Genomic DNA, 19,469 nt, shown 5'->3' with positions numbered 1-19,469 from the left:
GGAGATGCTAATGCGCGGGTTCTTGCTTTTCGTTCTGTTAGCGCTTGTACACATTCCGATTGTATCGCATGCCGCCGCGATCCACGACGCCGCCACGAAGGGCGATGTCGCGGGGATCACGGCAGCGCTCGACGCTGGCGCCGGCGTCGATGAGAGCGATGGGAAAGCGACGCCACTCTATCTTGCGGTCAAGGGTGGGCATTTTGCAGCCGCAAAAATGCTCATTGAACGCGGTGCCGACGTCAACGCCACCCCGACACCGCTTTTGGGTCCTGCCCTCATGCCGGCTTTGGCAAAACGCAGGATCGACCTGATCAAACTGTTGCTGGACGCGGGCGCAAATCCAAATTCGAAGCGCAGCCGCGAAAACGCTATCCACATCGCGGTCAATCTCGGTTGCCTCGATTGCGTGAAGGCACTGGTCGAGGCCGGCGCCGACGTGAATGCGAAGACAAAGGACGGCAAGACACCGATCCATCTGGCAAAATTCAAGGGGCAACGCGAAGTTGCCGACTATCTCATGTCGCACGGCGTCGTGTTGCCCACGCCAGCTCCAATCTCGATGAAGTTGGCTACTGCCGATGCCGAGAAAGGCCGAACCCACTTCACCCGCCTGTGTGCCGGTTGCCACAATGCCGTGCAGCAGGGGGAGACCAAGACGGGGCCGAACCTGTGGAACGTTGTCGGCCGCGATAAGGCCTCTATGCCAAAAATGCGTTACTCCGACGCTTTGCTCGGCTGGGAAGGCGTGTGGACGTACGAGGACCTAAACAGATATCTCTTTGGGCCCATGCTCACCACGCCGGGGGTTTACATGGAGACGCCTGGTGTTCCGGACGAGACCGAGCGAACAGACGTAATTGCCTACTTGCGCACACTCAGTGACAAGCCGATCCCGCTGCCCTGAATGTCTTGTGCAACTACTGCTACGGGCTCGCGTCGGCTAGCCGATTGAACCTTGCCTGAGGTACGACGCCAGATGGCAGCTGAGATCACGCGCGTCGTCGCCGGCGCCGTCGATCAGCGCTGATTTGCGGCGGCGCAGAAACTGCATCCCCATCAGGTACAGGCCCGGATGTTCGGCAACGCCGCCGTCGTGACGGACGTGACCCTTGCGGTCGAGGACCGGCAGCTCCAGCCAGGAGTAGTCCGGCCGGTAGCCGGTGGCCCAGATGATCGTCCTGATCGCGCCTCCGGCGAGGTCGAGGCCGAGCGGTGGGTTGTCCTCGACACGGGTCGGCGGCAGGCGATCCGGCGGCCCGACCGCCGCGTCCAGGCCGCTGTCGCGCGCCCATTCGTCGATGAGGTCGAGCAGCCGGGCCATCTTGAGATCGGAAAGCGCGCACATGTTGCGCAACGACCCGGCAAACTGGGCCTTGCCGTCTTCGGTGATGCCGGCGAGACGGCCGACGAGCCTGACGCCGAGGTCGACCAGCGCATTGAGGTCGAGGGTGGTGCGGTCGGGCGTGCCGGCAAGCTGCAGCGAAGGAACCCGGCGCGCCCGCCTGATGTCGTCGACCTCGTCGTAGCGCTCGTCGAGCACGCCGGCGGCGTCCATCCACCATTCCAGGTCCTTGCCGCGATAGACGCGGGGCGCCCGGATGTGCTCGCCCACCGTCAGGGTCACTTGATGCCCCGAACGCTGCAGCTCCTGGGCGATCTGGGTGCCGCTCGCCGACGCGCCCACCACCATCACGCCACCGTCGGCGACCTGACCCGGATTGCGGTAGGACTGCGCCGTCAGCATGGTGACCGAAGGCGGTACGCGGACGGCGAAATCGGGCAGGCGCGCGATGTTGCAGGCGCCCGACGCCAGCACGACGGTCCTGCACCGCCACTCGCCGCGGTCCGTGCGCACGTGATATCCCGCCCCGTCGCTGCAAACCGAGGTAACGGTCGTGTGTGTTCTGACCGGAGCCGAGATCGCCTTGGCATAGTTCCCGAGGAAGTCGATCACCTCAGGCATCGTCCGATAGCCGTCGGGGTCGTCGCCGTCATAGCGGAAGCCCGGCAGCCGGCTCTGCCAGTTCGGGGTGAGCAGCCGCAGCGAATCCCATCGCTCGGTACGCCAGCTATGGGCGATCTCGCCGCGCTCCAGCAGCACATGGTCGATAGAGCGCTCCGCGAGGCAGCGGCTCATCGCGAGCCCCGCGTGCCCCGCGCCGACAATCACTGTGGTGACGGAACTAATCGCACCCTCTCATCGGGAAAGTCTACGGCTCGAAGTGCCTTTCAATTCACCACGACCGTGACGTTCGTCGGATTGGTGACAATGTCATAGACCGCCGACCGCTTCTGCGACTGAGCGACGAGGGCCTCGATGTCTTCTTGCTTGGCGTCGGCGTCGATGTTGTACCTCACCGTGATGCCGCTGAAGCCGTTGCGGACGTCGCTGTCGATGCCGAGAATGCCCGCGATATCCATGTCGCCTTCGATGGTCGCCTTCACCGACTTCAACTGGATGTTCCGGTTCTGGGCAACCGCGGCGATGCCTGCGGTCAGGCAACTCGCCAGACCGACCAGCACGTACTCGACAGGCGTGGCGCCCTGATCCAGGGAAGCGAAGACCTCCGGATGATCGGCGTCGAATGCAAAGGTGGTCTTGCGATGCTGGTCCTGGCCGAGACCGTAGAAGCTCTCGACCGTCGAGTGGCTATGGGTGCCATCCTTCCATTCGCAAGCCGCGCGCCACTTGAACTGCGCGGCCTCCGGGGCGTTGGTAAGCGCTTCTTTTGCGGCGAGCAGCGCCTCGACGTTGACGCCATTGTCGGCCTGTACTGCGGAAGCCATGATTATCCTCCCTACCTTGCACTGGCTCAAAAACCCGACCGATTCCACTGACCTCCTGATCAGATTTCACCGTGGGCCGGGCATGGTATGGGTAGCGATACGTTTCGACAAGTTGTTTCCGCAGCGGCATGGTCGCCCTCGTGTACCGAGTTGCGACGCCGCATGCGCCGCCATACGCCAATTCCGCGCACCAGATTAGTTTGCATGCAAATGTTTCAAGCCGGCGCCGCTTCGTGAAGTCTTTCACTGTTCTCGCGCAATCGATCGGATACAGATGCATCACAAAACCGGCGCAACGCGACAGGGCAGCACAGCCCTGTCGCCGCTGCGATATGGAGGATATCGATGTTTAGAAGCCTTGGCCGCATTCGCGCCGCGCTCAAACGCGCCAGCAAGCGCAAGGAAACCATGCGTGCACTGGACGAGCTGCCGCCGGAAATCCAGAAGGACATCGGCTGGATCCGGCTGCCGTTCTAAGGCGAGGCGGTGGCCCTTTCGGGCCGAAGGTCAGCGCCGCCACCATTCGCTGACGCCGACCTTCGGGTTTTGGATCCTCAGCCAATCCCGTACACTAGGCCCACGCGCCCATCCGACAGCTTCTCGACCTTGCGCAGCTCGAGCCCGCGACGATTGTGCGCGGCGCCAAACAGCGCCTTGCCGTCGCCGGCGAGCAGCGGATAGACGATCAGCCGCATTTCATCGACCAGCCCGGCATCGATCAGGCTCGCGGTAATTCTGGCGCCGCCCATCAGGTAGATGTCCTTGCCTGGCCGTTCCTTCAGCGCCGCGATGTCGTCGAGATTGCGCACGAAGCGCGTCGTTGGCCAGGTTGCTGAAGCCATGGTGTTCGACAGCACATAGTGCGGGGTTTTGGCGGCGAAGCCGGCCCAAATCAGCTCGGCCGGGTTGACCAGCTTGCCGGTCATCGGCAGCGGCTGGTCGGGCTCGTTCTGCTGGATCGCGCTCCAATAGCGCTCGTAGCCGGCGTACATAACACCGCCGAGCAGGCAGGCGTCGATCTCAGGCATCAGCCCATACTCCTCCGACCAGGCGTCGACCCAGTCGGCGTAACCCTCGGGTCCTTCCATCTTGCCATCGACGGAAATCTTCATTCCAGTGATCAATTTGCGCATGACGTTCTCCATCGGGCTTGCGCGAAGCAAGCACGTTCGATCGGTTCAGGATGTGAGAAGGGGATGGCTCGCCCGGTTGAACCGGGCGGCGGGATAATTTAGGCGACGAGAGCCCGTTCGCTGTCGGTCATCGGCTCCCCGAGATTGGGGTGGCCCTTGCCCGATGCAATCAAGCTCTTCAGGCTGCCGTTGACGTAGGTGCTCCAGCCGTCCGAGCAGGCGTCGTAGCACTCATACTCGGGAACCAGACCCTGGTGCGTGAAGCGGACTTCGGTCTTGCCGTCTTTTTCGGCGATATCGAAGATGATGTCGGTGCCCGTCCACTCGGTCTTGTCTTCGGTAAAGCTGAAGTAATTCTCCAGCACGCGCCAGGCGACTTTCTTGCCGGGGATGAGCTCCGTCACCTTGATCTTGCAGCGATGCAGATCCCGGTAGCGATAGTCGAACGCCTCGCCGGCCTTGTCGGTCGGGCCAATGATTTCTTCCGACCACCAGCCGCGAACATTGGTGATGGCGGCGAAGGCTGCATCCGGGCTCTGGTTGACGGTGAAGGTGGTGGTGAAGCTGGTCATGACTGTCTCCTGTTTCGTTGTGCCCGTGGGCAGGTTGGGTTTCAAATTCATGCGTCGTGTCAGGCCGGCAGGCGCCGGTCGTAGTCCGTCATCAGGCGGCGCCAGCCGTCCCAGAACGGTTCCGGTGTGCTCGCCGTCACGCGGGCGGCCAGAATGTCGAGATGCATGTGCCAGCCGGCAACGTGCATCAGCAGGCTCGAGCGGTCAGGCAGGCGGCGGTGGATGATGGTGAGCAGCACCTCGCCGCCCCTGGGCGCCAGTTCGAACGAGACGTTGCCGCTGCCGCTCCAGGCGATGGTCAGCTTGCGCGGTGGATCGAGTTCGACAATGCGGCTCTGCATGCGGTGCTCGTCGCCAAAACCGGCCGGGCGCTCGCCGGGTGGGTCGGTCAGCTCGTCGTTGCGCCAGGTGAGCTCGAAGGGCGCGCCGGCCTTCATCTCCATCTCGCCCGCCGCCAGCCATTGGCGGCGCAAATCGCTCTGCGTCAGATATTCCCAGACGCGCTCGATGGTGCCGGGCAAGAGCCGTTCGATCTTCAAGGTGGCGGGCTCGATCAGTTCGCCGTAACCGTCGAATGTTTTCATCTGGTTCATTTGTCGTCTCCCTTGGGTGGCGTTGGCGTTGTGGGCGGGGAAGGGGATTTGCGCGCGATCTCGTCGCGCAAAAGCTGTTCGAGAACATCGAGACGGCTGCTCCAGAAGCGCTCGTAGAAGCTCAGCCATTCGTAGGCGCTGGCCAGCGGCCCGGCTTCGAGCCGACAGACATGGGTGCGGCCGCGCACCTCGCGCCGGATCAGCCCGGCAGTCTCCAGCGCCTTGATGTGCTTGGAGGCGGCGGCCAGCGACATGGCGAAGGGTTCCGCCAGCTGGCTCACCGTGCGCTCGCCGCCGGCGAGGTCGCGAAGCATGTGCCGGCGCGTGGCGTCGCCGAGAGCGTGAAAGACCTGATCCATCTGGGGCGTCTCTAATTCAACCATATAGTTGAATATAGACACGCGCTTTTAGATAGTCAACCGTTTGGTTGAATGATTTTTGACCGACCGGAGCGTTTCAGCTGGATCAAAGCGGCGGCATCGCTCTGCTCATGGGATTGACAGGGGCTGGCCAGCGATCGGATTGTCGGCGCTTCCACTCGCCAGGAGGCGTTTGAGCCTCCGTGACTGACAGGTGCGGACCATGACGTTGTCGGGCTTTGTTGCTTATTCGGGCGCGCTGGCAATCGCCGCGATCATTCCCGGTCCGCAGATCGTCGCCATTGTCGCGCAGGCCTTGAAAAGCGGATATCGGCAAGCGGCCTGGATGACCGTCGGCATGGTCCTGGGCGACGTGCTGTATCTCGCCACGGTGCTTGCCGGCCTGGCGTTCATCGCGGAGACCTTCAGCTTTCTGCTGATCGCGATCAAATGGGCGGGCGTGGCCTATCTCTGTTGGCTGGCGGTGCAATTCTGGCGCTCCGGCGAAACATTCGACGGCGCCAACGCGGGCGCGACACGGAGCGGCAAGAACGCGTTTGTTTCGGGCGTTCTGATCACGCTCGGCAACCCCAAATCCGTCCTGTTCTATATTTCCATCCTGCCGACAGTCGTCGACATCCACGCGCTGTCGTCGATGGATGTCCCCATTCTCCTGGCAATCACCGCAATCATCCTGGCCGCCGTTCAGTTCCCGTTTGCCATCGCCGGGGCGAGAACCCGCCGGACCCTGCAGTCGCCGCGCGCCACCCGGCTGTTCAATCGCGGCGCTGCCGTGTGTATGGGCGGCGCCGCTGCGACGATCGCCTTCAGAAATTAGCGGCCCGACCGTTGCCTCGCGCCAGACCGCAAAAGACCGGCAAGATCGGCTATCGTGCCGAGCCGATGGGACGAGGATGACCGGCTTCCGCGTAAAACCTCTCGATGAAACCACATGGTCCGACTTCGCCGCGCTGGTCGAAAGACACAATGGCGTCTGGGGTGGATGCTGGTGCATGGCCTTCCACGCCAAAGGCATCAGTGCCGCGCAAAACCGCCAGGACAAGGAGGCCAGGGTGCGGGAAGGCCGCACCCATGCTGCGTTGGTCTTCGACGGCGCGGCCTGCGTCGGCTGGTGCCAGTTCGGGCCGACGGACGAGCTGCCGCGCATCAAGCACCAGCGCGCCTATCGCGACGGGCTGGTGAGCCTTCCGGATTGGCGGATCACCTGTTTCTTCGTCGACAAGTCCTACCGCGGCAAGGGGGTGGCTGCTGCTGCTCTTGAAGGTGCCCTGCGCGAAATCGGCCGTCTCGGCGGCGGGACGGTGGAAAGCTACCCCGAGGACGCGCAGGGGCGGTCGGTCCCCGGCGCCTTTCTGTACAATGCAACACTTGCCATGTTCGAGCGCCAGGGTTTCGAGCCCGCACGCCGCCTCGGCAAGCATTGCTGGCTGGTCAGCAAGGTGGTGATGGCGACCGGCTAGTCTGCACATGCGCCGCGCAGGTCGCCGTCCGCCACAGCGTCAGACCGGCGGCTCCCTCAAGGAAAAGAGCTGCAGGCTGCCGGGCAGCCCGCTTGCTTCCATCTCGCCATGCTCCTCGAATGCCAGGCCGGAGCCGACCACGAGGTCGCGCACCGTTCGCGACGCGATGATTTCGCCCGGCCGCGCATGATCGAGCAGCCGTGATGACAGCTCGATCGCGAGGCCGGAAAAGTCATCGCCGCGCTGCTCGCATTCGCCGGTATGGACTGCCGCGCGGACGTCGAGACCGGATTGCCCCAGGCGATGACGGATCGCGATTGCGCACTGGATCGCGCGCGTCGGCCGTTGGAACACGGCGAGGAATCCGCTTGCCGAGCGCCTAATCTGGCGGCCTTCGGCAGCGAGCAGTTCGCCACGGATTTCTTCGGCGTGCCGCTCCATCAGATCGACGGGCGGACCGTCCATCTCCAGCGACAGCACCGACACCAGGAGCCGCTCGACCGTCGCCGCCGGCAACGCGCCGGTGACGAAAGCCTGGATCGCGTCGACGATCCGATCGGAATTCTCGCCCCAGATCACGTGATCCCGGCCGGCAAACTCGATGTATCTGGCGCCTTCGATATACGTCGCCAGGTAGCGTCCTTCTTCCCGCTTTATCCAGCCGTCGCCCGTCGTCTGCATTATCAAAGTCGGAACATGAATGGCGGGCAGAATGTCGCGAACATCGATTTCGGTCGCCCAGCGCCAGAGCGCAATCGCGTCTGCCGGCGAGGCTGAATTCCTGAGGTAGGCGGCGAACCATTCCCTCTCGACAGTGTCGCCCATCAGGCTGGGCGCTGCGTTGCTCATATCCGCCGCCTCTCCCCACTCTCTTTCGACAGAGCCGAGGTCTTCTTCCACCTGCTCGCTCGTCTTCGCCCAGGGATAGTCTTTCGACCATCTGCCGCTGGCATAGGCCCCGTTGAGCACGAGTGCCGCCGTGCGCTCGGGATAGGTCGCTGCGAACAGCATGCACATGAGGCCGCCCTCGGAGCTGCCGAACAGGACCGTGCGCTTCGAGCCGACCGCATCCAGCACTGCCCGCACGTCCTCCATCCGCTCTTCCAGCGTCGGTAGACCGACATTGCGGTCGGACAGCCCCGTGCCGCGCTTGTCCATGCGGATCAGGCGCGAGAAGGTGCCGAGGCAGTGGTGAACATGCGCCAGCCGCGGCGATGCCCAGGCAAGGTCGAGATTGGAAACCCAGCCAGGCACGTGGATCAGGTCGATCGGCCCATCGCCGGTCACTTGATAGGCGATATTGATCCCGGCCGATTTGACGTAGTGGGTCGGGGGGCGCATCGGATCACCCCCGAATGCGCGGCGCTCGCCGTCTTGGGTAGGCAGCGATGGCGAGGCGGCTTGCGGCGTCATGCGGCGCTTGCGCAGTTCTTCATGGAGATGCCGGGTTTCCGGCTCGGGCTGCAGCCTGAGCTCCCGCTGCAGCGCGTCGCGGCAGCTCTCATATTGCTTGAGCGCCAGATTGATCCGGCCCTGCGCCGCATAGGCGCGCATCAGGGCACGGTGGATGTCCTCCCTCAGCGGCTCCATGGCCAACAGGCGCGCTGCCGCGCGCACGCACAAGGCAGGATCGTTCGTCGCGCTGTAGTGCGCGACCAGCTTGTCCAGCGCCGCGACGGCCATCGACCTCAGGCGCTCGCGCTCGATCCGCAGCCAGTCCTCGAAAGGCTCCTGCTTCAGGCCGAAACCGTCGAGCAGGTCGCCGCGATAGACGACAAGCGCCTGTTCGAGGTCTTCAGGCTCCGCGCTGGCGGCCAGCGCCTCGAACCGCACGACGTCGAAATCGAGGCCATCGAGATGGAGGGCGACGTTGTCGCCGTCCCTAAGGAAGCGACCGCAGCCAGAAGCTTGCATGGCCTTGCTGACGACCGAAACCGCCTGCCGCAGGTTCATCCGCGCCTGGGTCTCGCTGTTGCCTCCCCACAAAAGGGCGGCGAGCTTCTCGCGCGACTGCGAATGTCCGGATTGCAGCGCGAGGTAAGCCACCATCGCCCGCGCCTTGCGGCTGAAGGCGGGAACTGCGGCCCCGACGCCGGCAAAGTCGAAACCACCCAGTAGATAAAGATGAGGCGCCGTCATCGGATCCGCCACAGCCACAATGTGGCGGCGATCCTTTCGTGTCACGGTCTCTATTTCAACCGTGATTCTGCCTGCATGGCGCTTTTCACGATTCCATCACGCTGGTTCCACCGCGTTTCTCACGGTGCTGGAGGAGATTGCCCTGATAACGCAGCCCTTGTTCCAGGAGAAACGCTATGCAACGCCCGACCGAATGGCCCATCTGGCATGATGATCCCTGGCAGAACCCGCAACCGCGCGACGAGTTTGCGCCGTTGCGGCATGGTATTGCGCTTGCGCGCTATCTTGAGACGCAGCGGGGCTGGCGGGCATCGACGATCCCCAGCTTCGATCTCTCGGCCACCACGGTCGGCACATGCAAACGGATAGCGCGTGTCGGACGCGCTTTTTTCCGGCACCTGCGTCCAACTGGTGGGAGCAGTTCGGTAGCTGGACGGGTTCGAGGTGGCGCGCTGTAGGCGGCGTCCGCTCCGGCGAGCCTAAATCCCCGAGCCATCCAGTTGCTGGCTGTCCTCGCCTTCCCACGGCGCCGGCATGGAAGCCCGGCTTAGATTGGCTGTCGGCAGCGGCATCCAGCACTTCAGTTCCGGTTCGGCGTATCCAATCACGTGTCCCGGAGACGAGTCGGAAGCGCGCCAGCCTTCACTGCCGAACTGATCGGCTCGCGACCAATAGGCGAGGTCGACTTCGGCCGGCCCCTGTTCGGATGGCCGGATCGTGACCAGGATCCTGCTACCATCCCTCGGCGCACTCGCCATGTGCCGCCACCGTTCGGGCTCGTCCATTCGCATGTCCTCCTGCAGTCTGGCTGTCGAGCCGAATAGTCGCTTCGTGGTCGAGGCCGGTCAACCGATCTTTGCACGGGACAGCTCTGTCGTTCGCGGCTAATCTGGCCCGGATGCATCCAGGTATGGCCGATGAAGAGCGAAGATTTGCTGCTCAACGCCACCCAGAGCTTCCCTGGGGGGCGGACATGGTCGCTGTCATGCAGCGGGGGAAATCGCCTGAGGGTCTTGGCCGAGGACCGACCTCGGCGGGTTTGAGCCAAGGGGAAAAAGATGTCGATCAAGGTGATCGGAACGGGCTTTGGCCGCACCGGGACGGATTCGATGCGCGAAGCGCTGACCATCCTCGGCTTCGGTCCCTGTCATCACATGTCCGAAGTCATCGCCAATGAGGAGCAGAAGCGGCTGTGGCGCGCGCTGGCGAACGGTGCCGCGCCTAATTGGAGCGCGCTGTTTGCGGGCTATGCGTCCTGCATGGACTGGCCATCGGCGCACTACTGGCGCGAACTGATCGAGGTCTATCCCGATGCCCGGGTGATCCTGACCTGGCGCTCGGCGGAAAGCTGGTGGCACAGTTTCGAGAAAACCATCGCGTCAGGCATCAGCCAGACCCAGGACCAGGAGTCGCTGGGCATTTGCTTGATCTCAAAACAGGTTTTTGGCGGCATGGCGCATGATCGTGCGACCGCGATTGCCGTCTATGAAGCCAATGTCTCCGCTGTCGTGGCGACGGTGCCGCCGCAGCGGCTGCTGGTCCATAATCTCGGCGACGGCTGGGAAACCCTGTGCGCCCATCTGGGCGTTCCGGTGCCGGACCAGCCCTATCCCAATCGCAACAACACCAGGGAATTTCAGACCGAATTTGCGCTGAGCCAACGCTGAGGCAAGGTTGGCGGCTCTAATATTCCTGCGCCGTCGGCCGAAACAGGATCTCGTTGATGTCGACCTCGTCGGGTTGGCCCATGGCGAACACCACCGTCCTGGCGAAAGAATCCGCCGGGATGGCCACCCGGTCGTAGAGCGCGCGCACGCCTTGGGCGACATCGGCCTCGGTGACGCTGTCCGGCAATTCGGTCGCTACCGCACCTGGCGATATGATGGTGGTGCGGATGTTGTAGGGCTTGACCTCCTGGCGCAGCCCTTCCGAGATGACGCGCACCGCATGCTTAGTGGCGGCATAGACCGCGCCGCCTGGCCCGACCTTATGGCCGGCGACCGACGAGACGTTGATGATGTGGCCGCTCTTCTGCGTCTTCATGTGCGGCAGGGCAGCGGCGATGCCATAGAGCACGCCCTTGATGTTGACGTCGATCATCCGGTCCCAGTCCTCGACCTTGCCGCGCTCCAGTGGCGAGTGCGGCATCAGCCCGGCATTGTTTATGATGACGTCGATGCGGCCATGCGTCTTCACCGCATGGTCGACGAGACGACGAACCTGACCGACATCGGTGACGTCGGTCTGCAGGATGGCGTCGGTGCCGAGCGAAAGCTCACTTGCCAGCGCCTGCAAGCGGTTGAGCCGTCGCGCGCCCAGCACCAATTTCGCGGCTTCTTTGGCCAGCAGCCGCGCGGCGGCTTCGCCGAGCCCGCTGCTGGCGCCGGTGATGACGACCACCTTGTTCTCGATGTTCTCGGTCATGATGACTTCCTTCCAGTTTTGCTTGTCGGGCCTGACGCCGTCGGTTGAGGCTGGCAGTCTGGCCTGATCGGATGGCCGCTCAGCGATCGATCCGTGCCGCCTGTTGCGGGGAATAGCGCTCTCCCTGTACGGCAATCGCCGAGACCGCGTTTTCGATGTTGGCAAGATCGTCTGCCGTCAGCGCGACAGTGGACGATCCGATATTTTCCTCGAGGCGATGGAGCTTCGTGGTGCCGGGGATCGGAACGATCCAGGGTTTTTGCGCCAGCAGCCAGGCGAGCGCGACCTGTGCCGGGGTCACCTTCTTCTCGGTTGCGATCGCGACGATCGCATCGACCAGCGCCTGGTTCGCCTTGCGAGCCTCCTCCGCAAAGCGGGGGACGGTGTTGCGGAAGTCGCTGCTGTCGAACGTCGTGTTGGCGTCGATGGCGCCGGTGAGGAAGCCTTTGCCCAGCGGGCTGAAGGGCACGAAGCCGATGCCCAGTTCTTCGAGGACCGGCAGGATCGCCTCCTCGGGTTCGCGCCACCACAGCGAATATTCGCTTTGCAGGGCGGCGACCGGCTGCACCGCATGCGCGCGCCGGATGGTGCGCACGCCAGCTTCCGAAAGGCCGAAATGCTTGACCTTGCCCTGTTGAATCAAGTTCTTCACCGCGCCTGCCACCTCTTCGATGGGTACGACCGGATCGACGCGGTGCTGGTAGAGCAGGTCGATGTGATCGGTCCTCAGCCGCTTGAGCGAGGCCTCGACGACGTCGCGGATATGCTCCGGCCGGCTGTCCATGCCGTCATGTCCGGCTGTACCTGCAATGTCGATGCCGAACTTGGTGGCGATCACCACCTGGTCGCGGATCGGCTGCAGCGCCTCGCCGACGACCGCCTCATTCGTGAACGGCCCATAGACCTCGGCTGTATCGAAGAAGGTGATGCCGCGCTCGAACGCCGAGCGGATCAGACGGACTGCATCCGGCGTTTCCATCGGCGCCCCGTAGGACTGGCTCATCCCCATGCAGCCAAGGCCAAGGGCCGATACTTCGAGCCCGCTGTTTCCAAGTGTGCGCTTTTGCATTGTCTTGCTCCTCGAGTTTTGTCGGAGGCCGCGCCACATCCGTGTCGCTCTCTCCATTTCAGGTCTGATGATCGATACTCATGTCGCCTAGGGTGCGGCCTGGTATTGCTGGTCGCTGACCTTTTCCATCCAGTCGACGGCCTTGCCCTCAAGCGATTCCTGGATGGCGATGTGGGTCATTGCGGTGGTCGGCGCCGCGCCATGCCAGTGCTTCTCGCCTGGCTCGAACCGGACGACGTCGCCCGGACGGATGTCCTCGATCGGGCCGCCCCAGCGCTGGACGCGGCCGCAGCCCGCCGTGACGATCAGCGTCTGACCCAGCGGGTGGGTATGCCAGGCGGTGCGCGCGCCCGGCTCGAACGTCACTGCATTGCCGGCCGCGCGCGCCGGTGCGATCACCGGAAACAACGGGTCGATGCGGACGGTGCCGGTGAACCAGTCTGCCGGTTCCTTGCCGGCGGGCTGCGAGCCGCTTCGCTTGATGTCCATGTTTTGGAGTCCTTCGATCGGCCGCGGCGTCCGCCCCGGCCTGTCCCGATGATTGATGTTGGATGGAATTTAGCGGCTACGGTGGCAGCGGATTAGATGGTATAATCGGCATGAACCTATGAGAGGGATTCATGAATGCCGCGCGAGAACGTCAACGATCTCATCGCTTTCCTGGCGGTCGCCAAGGAGCGGAGTTTCACCCGGGCGGCGGCGCAGCTCGGCGTTTCGCAGTCGGCGCTCAGCCATACGGTTCGAGGGCTGGAAGAGCGGCTGGGGCTCAGGCTGCTAACCCGCACCACGCGCAGCGTCTCGCCGACGGAAGCCGGCGAGCGGCTGCTGAAAACCATTGGTCCGCGCTTCGAGGAGATCGAGACCGAGCTCGCCGCGCTGAGCGAGCTGCGCGACAAGCCCGCCGGCACGGTCCGCATCACGGCGGGCGAGCATGCGGCCGACACGGTGCTGTGGCCGGCTTTGGCGAAGGTGTTGCCGGACTATCCCGACATCAAGGTCGAGATCATCGTCGACTATGGCCTCACCGATATCGTCGCCGAGCGCTACGACGCCGGAGTTCGTCTGGGCGAGCAGGTGGCAAAGGACATGATCGCCGTGCGCATCGGGCCTGACATGCGCATGGCGGTGGTCGGCGCGCCCGCCTATTTCGCAAAACGCAAGCCGCCAAAGACGCCGCAGGACCTGACGGCGTATGATTGCATCAATCTCAGGCTGCCGACCTATGGCGGGCTCTATGCCTGGGAGTTCGAGAAGAACGGCCGCGAGCTCAAGGTGCGGGTCGAAGGGCAGTTCGTGTTCAACACCTCGGCGCTCAGGCTGAACGCGGTGCTGGCCGGTTTCGGCCTGGCCTATCTGCCGGAGGATCAGGTGGTGTCGCACCTTGCCGATGGCCGGCTGGTGCGTGTGCTCGCCGACTGGTGCCCGCCCTTTTCAGGCTGCCACCTCTACTACCCCAGCCGCCGGCAGCACTCGCCGGCCTTCGCCGTGCTGGTCGAGGCGCTGCGCTATCGCGGGTGAGGGGCGGGCGGGTTGCGGCTGCCTCGATCAGCCGCCGGCTTTGGCGCGAGTGGCGAGCAACTGCATTTCCCAGGCGAAGGCGACACCGCTCGCCCCGCCATGCTCGGCAAGGACGCCAGCCAGGTTTGCGGCTGTCTCCTCGCGGGCCCAGTCGCGCTGCCATTCGGCGACGACGGCGAGCCAGGTGATCGGCACCGCCCCGGCGGCGGCCATGCGGCGCACGGCCATGTCATGGGCTTCCGCCGAGACGCCACCCGAGGCGTCGGTGACGATGAACACGTCGTAGCCATCGGCCAGCGCCTGGATCGTCGGCATAGCGAGGCAAATCTCTGTCCACAGCGCGGCCAGGACGAGTTGCTTGCGGCCGGTCCTCCTGACCGCTTCCACGACGCGCTCGTCCTGCCATGTGTTGATGAAGGTGCGGTCGATCGGCTTCTGCTCTGGAAATACGTCCTGCAGCCCCTTGATGATGTAGCCGCCGCGCTCCTCGATCACTGTGGTCAGGATCGTCGGCACGTTGAAGACCTTGGCCGTCTTGGCGAGGCCGACGACGTTGTTGACGATCATCGTCGGCTCATGGCTGTTCAGGTTGGTGAACTGGTAGGGCTGATGGTCGATCAGCACGAGGATGCTGTCTTCGGGGCGCAGCAAGGCGTCGAGACCGGTCTTGGGCATGAGAACTCCTTCAGGAAATGGACGCCTCAGGCGCCAGGGGGATCGATAAGGACATACAGGGAGCGGATAAGGCCGCCCCTGAAGTGGGCGACATCGGTGCCGTTCACGGCCACCGGACCTGTCGCCGGCCCGGACTGCCAGCGCAGCCGCCCGATATCGTGGTGGCCGATGGCCGGGCCAGTCGCCGTGAAGACGAAGCCTGGCGGCAGGCTCGCCAGCAGCGCATCCACCGCCTGGTTGATGGCGGCATGGCCGGTGGCCACGGCATGCGGTTCATACAGCACGGCGTCGTCGGCATAGATTTCCGCGATGGCATTGATCCGGCGGGAGGCGTCGCGCTCGCCGAACACGCGGGCGAGGCCTGCATGACGCCGTCATAGTCCATGGGCTGGTTCACAGGGTGGCATCCCGGTTGCGGTTTCGTTGCTCGCCCTGGATATGGCCCGCCTATTGTCTGGATATTAGGGAGGAATGACTTGAATTATTTACAAGTATTGCTTTAAAATTGGATCATGGAAACGCTCGCCAACCTTGAGTCCTTCGTTCGCAGCGCCAGGACCGGCAGCTTTTCGGTGGCGGCCCGCGCGCTGGCGTTGACGCCGGCCGCCGTCAGCCGCAACGTCGCCACGCTGGAGCGCAACCTTGGCGCCCGGCTGTTTCACCGCAGCACCCGCAAGCTGACGCTGACCGAGGCCGGCGAGCTGTTTCTCCAGCAGATCGGCAACAATCTGGAAGGGCTTCAGGATGCGATCGCCGCAATGGCGACGGACAAGGGCGGCCCGGCCGGCGTGCTCAAGGTCAGCATGAGCCTGACCCTCGGCCTGAACTACATCCTGCCGCTGCTGCCGGAGTTTCTTGAGCGCTATCCGCGCATTCGGCCCGATTGGCAGTTCGACAATCGGCAGGTCGACCTGATCGCCGAGGGGCTGGACGCGGCGATCGGCGGCGGCTTCGAACTGGCGCCCGGCGTGATAGCGCGCGACCTTGCGCCCCTGCACATCATCGCGGTCGCATCGCCGGACTATATGAAGGGGCGCATTTCGCCGGTCGATCCGGCGGGTCTTTCCGAATTTGACGGCATCGTGCTGCGCTCTTCGCGAACCGGCCGCCTCCGGCACCGCGTCATGCGAGATGCCGCGGGCAGGGAGCTTCCAGCCGCATTGAACGAAACGATTATCGTCAACGATCCCGTGGCAATGTCCCAGGCAGCCTTGCTCAATCTCGGCGTGGCGCTGATCGTCATGCCGGAAGCGCTGCCCTACCTGGAGAGCAAGGCGCTCGTGCGCCTGGTCCCAAACTGGTATGCCGACCTCGGTTCGATCTCGCTCTACTACGGCACCCGCACGCTGCTGCCCGCCAAGACGCGCGTGTTTGTCGATTTCGTCCTGGAAGCCTTTCAACGGAACCATTTGGCCGCGCGGTTCGCGGCAAGCCTTGGTTAGAAACGCGTCGTAACCTGTTGATCGCAAACGGTCGCGGCAGAGGCGGGAAGGCGCGGCATCTCAAACATGCACCGTACCATGCGAAAGCTCGCCTTCCTCGCTGCTGACTAGGAAGGCCGCAGCGAGCATGCCGGCATAGGCCAACCCGACAATGCATGTGACAACGATACCGGGCACCGGGCCGAGTGAAGCTACCCGCATCGCGTCGAGGAACGAGGCGCCGAAACCGATTGGCGACCCGTCGCGTTGCAGGCTGGGCGTCGTGATCTTCAGCACCCAGGCCAGCATCAGGATCGTGTACATGAAGATGTAGTTGCGGCGCAGCCGCCGCACCAACGCGGCGCGCTGCGAGATCAGGAAGCGCGGCGAGCGTAAGCCTTCGCCGACAATGGCCAACCAGTTGGAGGCGTAGTCCGGCTGCGGCGAGAAGATCTGTGCGAAGTAATAGCGCTCGAACTGGCGCACCCGGGCGCGGTAGACGTCGAAGAAGCGGTAGCGCCGCGCCTCGATCCACAACAGCAGCGTGATGAGCAGCATGGCGAACAGCAGCACGCCGTGATGGGCGCTGGGCGTCGACAGCGACACCGACAGCATGGCGGCAACCACGGTGATCGCCCAGTTGCTGGTCCGGTCCAGCCTGTCGCGCCAGCCGGCCATGCGGGCGATTTCGGCGCGATGGAAATGCGACATCGTCGTCGCCAGTTCCGATGACGTTAGCTTCATCGCGAACACATCCGACGCCCGCGGCGCTGCTGCCGCTTCAGCCGGCTTCACGGTCTGGACCTGGGACATTCCCCGCCACGCGCCTCCCTAACGCTATGGCCGGCCGAAACAAGCCGGCCTTCACCCCGATGGACACAACGCGCGATCGGCCGAAACGTTCCAGCCTCTTTCCTTGGAGGGGTTTATGCGCTCAGCCAGGCCCTCCAGGCTGCGCGAACGAATGCGGTGCGCTAATGCCCGCCTCCCGCAACCTTTTGCCGACGAGACCTAACCGCTTCCAGCAGTTCGCGCTCGCCGGTGTGAGCATTTCGAAAAATGGCCACAACCATCACCGCCAGAATTTCGGTGTCCGGGTCCAAAGGGTTGAGATGTTCATCCGCGCAGACCTGATCGAACACGCGTTCGCAAATAGCCAGATCGTGGGGGCTGAGGCAGGTGCGATTGAAGTGCCCACGTGGCATTTGTGCGAACCTTTCAGGGCCCGCTGCCCGTGCTTTGCGGCGGGCTTTTACCGACGAGCCGCTGACGCGATGGAATGCTCCAGCGACATATCGTCGACAGTGTATTGCGGTGAGCTTACTCGTTTCCTGACGATTGAACGGTCAGCAATCCCAAAATTTCCGCGCACTCGCGAGCTTTATACTGCCCAATGGTCATCAACTGGTAGTAATCCTGCCGCTTGTTTTCCGGGATATGAAAGCCGCGCCTGAAATCGGCCGCCTCCTTCGGGGTTCGGGTGCAGCCGATTTTACTGGCGGTGACTTTCAAGCTTGCCAGTGAGCACCCGATCTTGGCTGCAATATCCTTCAACGGTTCGTTGTTAACGTATCCGTCGAGAATTATTTTGCGACGAGCTTCACTGTTGAGCTTTGCGTTCATCTCTAGGGTCTCCCCAACTACGCTTCCACAATGCTTGATTCTATATGCACCGGGCTGAAGAGTGTCGTTAGCGTCGCATCCAGAAACTTATCTCGGAATGCATTTCTTGCTGCAACTCAGCTTGATCGCCGGCTCTGTCGACTCGAGTTCTGCTGCAGTCGGCAGGGTTGCCGTTGTGGTTATCGAACGGTTTGATCCGGCTGGTCTGTCGATATCGACCTTAAAGTCTTGCCAGATGCCCGAGATACACCACATGATTGAGAGGGGCATGGGGCATACCCGAATCGGATATGGCACCACGCGATGAAAAAGCCAGACGAGGCACCTGCGAAGCAGCCGCCGGAGCGTGATCGACGTCGTTGGCCGCGCGAAGCTCAACCTCACAACGAGTCAGCTTCGTCACTCGCGCCGGCGCTCAAGCCGTTGTCCTTTTCAACGCTCGAACTGGCACCAGAGGATCAATTCGCCGCCTGGCAAGCGCATATGACTCCGCTTGTCGAGGTCAAGTTGCCGGATGACAAATCGCCGGACGGTGGCTTTCCCGCCGACCACACGGCCTGGAACCTCGGTGGCATGCTGGTCGTTCAGCAGCGCGCAGCGGCACACAGTTACATGCGCTCTGCCGCAAAACTCCGGTCCAGTTCGATCGATCACTGGTGCATCGTCTTGCCCCATACTGGCCGGTCATGGACGGAGGTCGATCGCCGCGTTGCTGAAAGCCAGCCGGGCAAATTGGAGATCAGATCGCTCGGGTACCCGTTTCGCGGGAGGGCAACGGACTCTGAAAGTCTCCTTCTCTATATGCCGCGTGATTTGTTTGCCGACGCGGCGGCAACCCTCGACGCGAAGAACAATTCAATTCTGTCCGGCAACTTTGCCAACCTCCTGGTCGGCTACATCAACAGCATCGAGGCAGGACTGCGCAGCCTCACGGCTGACGATCTTCCTCGCATCGTACACGCAACGCGCAGCATGATCATCGCCTGCCTCGGGCCTGCGGCGGAACATGCTGCCGCCGCCGAGCAACTGGCGAATGTCGCTCTCATGGAGCGGGCGCGTCGATACGTCCACCACAATCTGGATACGGCTCATCTGACACCGGATTCAATGTGCCGGGCGCTCGGCGTATCGCGCTCTCGTCTCTATCAGTTGTTCGAACCAAGCGGTGGTGTTCTCCACTACATACAGAGTCGCCGTCTTCTGGCAGCCCATGTTGCGCTGAGCGACCCGGCGGACAGCCGGCGCATTGTTGAAATTGCCGAAGCCTTCGGGTTCAGTTCAGCGGCTAATTTCAGCCGGGCATTCAGCAAGGAATTCGGTTACAGCCCCCGCGAAGGCCGCAGCACGGTGGTGTTGCCGCGGCCCGCCAGCTCTGTTTCGAATGCTGGACACGAGAAGGCCTCTTCCTTTGAAGATTGGCTCAAAGCGCTCGGAAGTTGAGTACGGGATCGGCGATCTTTCGACGGAAGCGGGCTCAAAAAAGGTTTGCCGGGGCGGGGGGCACGCTGCCTCACGGACCACAATATTTCGGGTCGCGTCTACGCGACATCAATCATATGGCTAATTCCCACCAATTGCCGATTTATTAACGAACTGTGACTGCTCATCATTATCGACAATTTGCCGCCAATCACGGCGGAGCATACATTGCAACTACGCAGCATGCGGAACT

Annotated in this window: 24 protein-coding genes; 8 read left to right on the top strand and 16 right to left on the bottom strand. The window is 63.2% G+C overall.

Features of this window, described 5'->3' with window-relative positions:
- Window positions 1-10: 10 nt before the first annotated feature.
- Window positions 11-907: an ankyrin repeat domain-containing protein gene (locus tag AC1DXU_RS08315; protein WP_477366867.1), complete on the top strand. Its 897-nt coding sequence runs from the start codon at window positions 11-13 to the stop codon at window positions 905-907.
- 36 nt (window positions 908-943) lie between these two features.
- Here the strand turns inward: AC1DXU_RS08315 and AC1DXU_RS08310 are convergent, their stop codons facing one another.
- Both AC1DXU_RS08310 and AC1DXU_RS08305 read right to left on the bottom strand, forming a co-directional pair.
- On the bottom strand, window positions 944-2,173 hold the full coding sequence (locus tag AC1DXU_RS08310; RefSeq protein WP_477366864.1) for an NAD(P)-binding domain-containing protein: 1,230 nt from the start codon (window positions 2,171-2,173) through the stop codon (window positions 944-946).
- A gap of 59 nt (window positions 2,174-2,232) precedes the next feature.
- Entirely contained in the window at window positions 2,233-2,790 is a 558-nt protein-coding gene (locus AC1DXU_RS08305) for an OsmC family protein (protein WP_477316717.1), read from the bottom strand.
- 345 nt (window positions 2,791-3,135) lie between these two features.
- Between AC1DXU_RS08305 and AC1DXU_RS08300 the strand changes: the two genes are divergently transcribed.
- Complete coding sequence (locus AC1DXU_RS08300) at window positions 3,136-3,267, top strand: hypothetical protein (RefSeq protein WP_477316719.1); 132 nt, start codon at window positions 3,136-3,138, stop codon at window positions 3,265-3,267.
- A 77-nt stretch (window positions 3,268-3,344) separates the two neighbouring features.
- On the opposite strand, the gene AC1DXU_RS08295 is transcribed toward AC1DXU_RS08300, so the two are convergent.
- From AC1DXU_RS08295 to AC1DXU_RS08280, 4 genes are all read right to left on the bottom strand, one after another.
- Window positions 3,345-3,923, bottom strand: a complete 579-nt coding sequence (locus AC1DXU_RS08295; RefSeq protein ID WP_477366861.1) for a dihydrofolate reductase family protein — start codon at window positions 3,921-3,923, stop codon at window positions 3,345-3,347.
- A gap of 98 nt (window positions 3,924-4,021) precedes the next feature.
- Window positions 4,022-4,495, bottom strand: a complete 474-nt coding sequence (locus AC1DXU_RS08290; RefSeq protein WP_477366858.1) for an SRPBCC family protein — start codon at window positions 4,493-4,495, stop codon at window positions 4,022-4,024.
- 59 nt (window positions 4,496-4,554) lie between these two features.
- Complete coding sequence (locus AC1DXU_RS08285) at window positions 4,555-5,088, bottom strand: SRPBCC family protein (RefSeq protein WP_477366855.1); 534 nt, start codon at window positions 5,086-5,088, stop codon at window positions 4,555-4,557.
- Entirely contained in the window at window positions 5,085-5,471 is a 387-nt protein-coding gene (locus AC1DXU_RS08280; RefSeq protein WP_477366852.1) for an ArsR/SmtB family transcription factor, read from the bottom strand. Before AC1DXU_RS08280 ends, AC1DXU_RS08285 begins: the two co-directional genes overlap by 4 nt.
- 199 nt (window positions 5,472-5,670) lie before the next feature.
- Between AC1DXU_RS08280 and AC1DXU_RS08275 the strand changes: the two genes are divergently transcribed.
- Together AC1DXU_RS08275 and AC1DXU_RS08270 are read left to right on the top strand one after the other, a co-directional pair.
- Entirely contained in the window at window positions 5,671-6,285 is a 615-nt protein-coding gene (locus AC1DXU_RS08275) for a LysE family translocator (protein ID WP_477366849.1), read from the top strand.
- 175 nt (window positions 6,286-6,460) lie between these two features.
- On the top strand, window positions 6,461-6,928 hold the full coding sequence (locus AC1DXU_RS08270; protein WP_477366846.1) for a GNAT family N-acetyltransferase: 468 nt from the start codon (window positions 6,461-6,463) through the stop codon (window positions 6,926-6,928).
- Between the two features lie 39 nt (window positions 6,929-6,967).
- On the opposite strand, the gene AC1DXU_RS08265 is transcribed toward AC1DXU_RS08270, so the two are convergent.
- Window positions 6,968-9,067, bottom strand: coding sequence for an alpha/beta fold hydrolase (locus AC1DXU_RS08265; protein WP_477366843.1), 2,100 nt, complete (start codon window positions 9,065-9,067; stop codon window positions 6,968-6,970).
- A gap of 479 nt (window positions 9,068-9,546) precedes the next feature.
- Window positions 9,547-9,852 (bottom strand): hypothetical protein, encoded by a 306-nt coding sequence (locus tag AC1DXU_RS08260; RefSeq protein ID WP_477316735.1) that lies wholly within the window; start codon window positions 9,850-9,852, stop codon window positions 9,547-9,549.
- A gap of 273 nt (window positions 9,853-10,125) precedes the next feature.
- On the opposite strand from AC1DXU_RS08260, the gene AC1DXU_RS08255 reads away from it, so the two are divergent.
- A complete protein-coding gene (locus AC1DXU_RS08255) occupies window positions 10,126-10,734 on the top strand; it encodes a sulfotransferase family protein (protein ID WP_477366840.1) in 609 nt (202 codons plus the stop codon).
- A gap of 16 nt (window positions 10,735-10,750) precedes the next feature.
- Here the strand turns inward: AC1DXU_RS08255 and AC1DXU_RS08250 are convergent, their stop codons facing one another.
- The 3 genes from AC1DXU_RS08250 to AC1DXU_RS08240 all read right to left on the bottom strand — a co-directional run bounded on the left by AC1DXU_RS08250 (window position 10,751) and on the right by AC1DXU_RS08240 (window position 13,049).
- The gene (locus AC1DXU_RS08250; RefSeq protein WP_477366837.1) at window positions 10,751-11,491 is read right to left on the bottom strand and encodes an SDR family oxidoreductase; all 741 of its coding nucleotides are present in this window, start codon (window positions 11,489-11,491) and stop codon (window positions 10,751-10,753) included.
- 79 nt (window positions 11,492-11,570) lie between these two features.
- Window positions 11,571-12,560: an aldo/keto reductase gene (locus tag AC1DXU_RS08245; protein WP_477366834.1), complete on the bottom strand. Its 990-nt coding sequence runs from the start codon at window positions 12,558-12,560 to the stop codon at window positions 11,571-11,573.
- An 87-nt stretch (window positions 12,561-12,647) separates the two neighbouring features.
- On the bottom strand, window positions 12,648-13,049 hold the full coding sequence (locus tag AC1DXU_RS08240) for a (R)-mandelonitrile lyase (RefSeq protein WP_477366831.1): 402 nt from the start codon (window positions 13,047-13,049) through the stop codon (window positions 12,648-12,650).
- Window positions 13,050-13,184: 135 nt separating this feature from the next.
- On the opposite strand from AC1DXU_RS08240, the gene AC1DXU_RS08235 reads away from it, so the two are divergent.
- Window positions 13,185-14,078: a LysR family transcriptional regulator gene (locus AC1DXU_RS08235; RefSeq protein ID WP_477366828.1), complete on the top strand. Its 894-nt coding sequence runs from the start codon at window positions 13,185-13,187 to the stop codon at window positions 14,076-14,078.
- A 27-nt stretch (window positions 14,079-14,105) separates the two neighbouring features.
- On the opposite strand, the gene AC1DXU_RS08230 is transcribed toward AC1DXU_RS08235, so the two are convergent.
- A complete protein-coding gene (locus AC1DXU_RS08230) occupies window positions 14,106-14,753 on the bottom strand; it encodes a hydrolase (protein ID WP_477366825.1) in 648 nt (215 codons plus the stop codon).
- Between the two features lie 26 nt (window positions 14,754-14,779).
- Window positions 14,780-15,103, bottom strand: a complete 324-nt coding sequence (locus tag AC1DXU_RS08225; protein WP_477366822.1) for a nuclear transport factor 2 family protein — start codon at window positions 15,101-15,103, stop codon at window positions 14,780-14,782.
- 162 nt (window positions 15,104-15,265) lie between these two features.
- On the opposite strand from AC1DXU_RS08225, the gene AC1DXU_RS08220 reads away from it, so the two are divergent.
- Window positions 15,266-16,195 carry a LysR substrate-binding domain-containing protein gene (locus AC1DXU_RS08220; RefSeq protein ID WP_477366819.1) on the top strand — a complete coding sequence of 310 codons (930 nt, stop codon included), beginning with the start codon at window positions 15,266-15,268 and terminating at the stop codon, window positions 16,193-16,195.
- A gap of 60 nt (window positions 16,196-16,255) precedes the next feature.
- Here AC1DXU_RS08220 and AC1DXU_RS08215 read toward each other — a convergent pair whose 3' ends face one another.
- From AC1DXU_RS08215 to AC1DXU_RS08205, 3 genes are all read right to left on the bottom strand, one after another.
- A complete protein-coding gene (locus AC1DXU_RS08215; protein ID WP_477366816.1) occupies window positions 16,256-16,987 on the bottom strand; it encodes a DUF2270 domain-containing protein in 732 nt (243 codons plus the stop codon).
- 161 nt (window positions 16,988-17,148) lie between these two features.
- On the bottom strand, window positions 17,149-17,379 hold the full coding sequence (locus AC1DXU_RS08210) for a hypothetical protein (RefSeq protein WP_477366813.1): 231 nt from the start codon (window positions 17,377-17,379) through the stop codon (window positions 17,149-17,151).
- Window positions 17,380-17,494: 115 nt separating this feature from the next.
- Window positions 17,495-17,797: a hypothetical protein gene (locus AC1DXU_RS08205; RefSeq protein WP_477366810.1), complete on the bottom strand. Its 303-nt coding sequence runs from the start codon at window positions 17,795-17,797 to the stop codon at window positions 17,495-17,497.
- A 303-nt stretch (window positions 17,798-18,100) separates the two neighbouring features.
- Between AC1DXU_RS08205 and AC1DXU_RS08200 the strand changes: the two genes are divergently transcribed.
- Window positions 18,101-19,237: a helix-turn-helix domain-containing protein gene (locus AC1DXU_RS08200; protein WP_477366807.1), complete on the top strand. Its 1,137-nt coding sequence runs from the start codon at window positions 18,101-18,103 to the stop codon at window positions 19,235-19,237.
- Window positions 19,238-19,469 lie beyond the last annotated feature (232 nt).

Source organism: Mesorhizobium sp. P3_A10 (assembly GCF_056403175.1).
The sequence above is the reverse complement of the archived record's forward strand: the minus strand, read 5'-3'. Positions and strand labels throughout refer to the sequence as shown.

Coding starts and splice junctions, on each gene's coding strand:
- AC1DXU_RS08315 (WP_477366867.1), top strand. CDS start 11: ATGCGCGGGTTCTTGCTTTTCGTTCTGTTAGCGCTTGTACACATTCCG.
- AC1DXU_RS08305 (WP_477316717.1), bottom strand. CDS start 2,790: ATGGCTTCCGCAGTACAGGCCGACAATGGCGTCAACGTCGAGGCGCTG.
- AC1DXU_RS08300 (WP_477316719.1), top strand. CDS start 3,136: ATGTTTAGAAGCCTTGGCCGCATTCGCGCCGCGCTCAAACGCGCCAGC.
- AC1DXU_RS08295 (WP_477366861.1), bottom strand. CDS start 3,923: ATGCGCAAATTGATCACTGGAATGAAGATTTCCGTCGATGGCAAGATG.
- AC1DXU_RS08290 (WP_477366858.1), bottom strand. CDS start 4,495: ATGACCAGCTTCACCACCACCTTCACCGTCAACCAGAGCCCGGATGCA.
- AC1DXU_RS08285 (WP_477366855.1), bottom strand. CDS start 5,088: ATGAACCAGATGAAAACATTCGACGGTTACGGCGAACTGATCGAGCCC.
- AC1DXU_RS08280 (WP_477366852.1), bottom strand. CDS start 5,471: ATGGTTGAATTAGAGACGCCCCAGATGGATCAGGTCTTTCACGCTCTC.
- AC1DXU_RS08275 (WP_477366849.1), top strand. CDS start 5,671: ATGACGTTGTCGGGCTTTGTTGCTTATTCGGGCGCGCTGGCAATCGCC.
- AC1DXU_RS08270 (WP_477366846.1), top strand. CDS start 6,461: ATGGCCTTCCACGCCAAAGGCATCAGTGCCGCGCAAAACCGCCAGGAC.
- AC1DXU_RS08265 (WP_477366843.1), bottom strand. CDS start 9,067: ATGACGGCGCCTCATCTTTATCTACTGGGTGGTTTCGACTTTGCCGGC.
- AC1DXU_RS08260 (WP_477316735.1), bottom strand. CDS start 9,852: ATGGACGAGCCCGAACGGTGGCGGCACATGGCGAGTGCGCCGAGGGAT.
- AC1DXU_RS08255 (WP_477366840.1), top strand. CDS start 10,126: ATGTCGATCAAGGTGATCGGAACGGGCTTTGGCCGCACCGGGACGGAT.
- AC1DXU_RS08250 (WP_477366837.1), bottom strand. CDS start 11,491: ATGACCGAGAACATCGAGAACAAGGTGGTCGTCATCACCGGCGCCAGC.
- AC1DXU_RS08245 (WP_477366834.1), bottom strand. CDS start 12,560: ATGCAAAAGCGCACACTTGGAAACAGCGGGCTCGAAGTATCGGCCCTT.
- AC1DXU_RS08240 (WP_477366831.1), bottom strand. CDS start 13,049: ATGGACATCAAGCGAAGCGGCTCGCAGCCCGCCGGCAAGGAACCGGCA.
- AC1DXU_RS08235 (WP_477366828.1), top strand. CDS start 13,185: ATGCCGCGCGAGAACGTCAACGATCTCATCGCTTTCCTGGCGGTCGCC.
- AC1DXU_RS08230 (WP_477366825.1), bottom strand. CDS start 14,753: ATGCCCAAGACCGGTCTCGACGCCTTGCTGCGCCCCGAAGACAGCATC.
- AC1DXU_RS08220 (WP_477366819.1), top strand. CDS start 15,266: ATGGAAACGCTCGCCAACCTTGAGTCCTTCGTTCGCAGCGCCAGGACC.
- AC1DXU_RS08215 (WP_477366816.1), bottom strand. CDS start 16,987: ATGTCCCAGGTCCAGACCGTGAAGCCGGCTGAAGCGGCAGCAGCGCCG.
- AC1DXU_RS08210 (WP_477366813.1), bottom strand. CDS start 17,379: ATGCCACGTGGGCACTTCAATCGCACCTGCCTCAGCCCCCACGATCTG.
- AC1DXU_RS08205 (WP_477366810.1), bottom strand. CDS start 17,797: ATGAACGCAAAGCTCAACAGTGAAGCTCGTCGCAAAATAATTCTCGAC.
- AC1DXU_RS08200 (WP_477366807.1), top strand. CDS start 18,101: ATGAAAAAGCCAGACGAGGCACCTGCGAAGCAGCCGCCGGAGCGTGAT.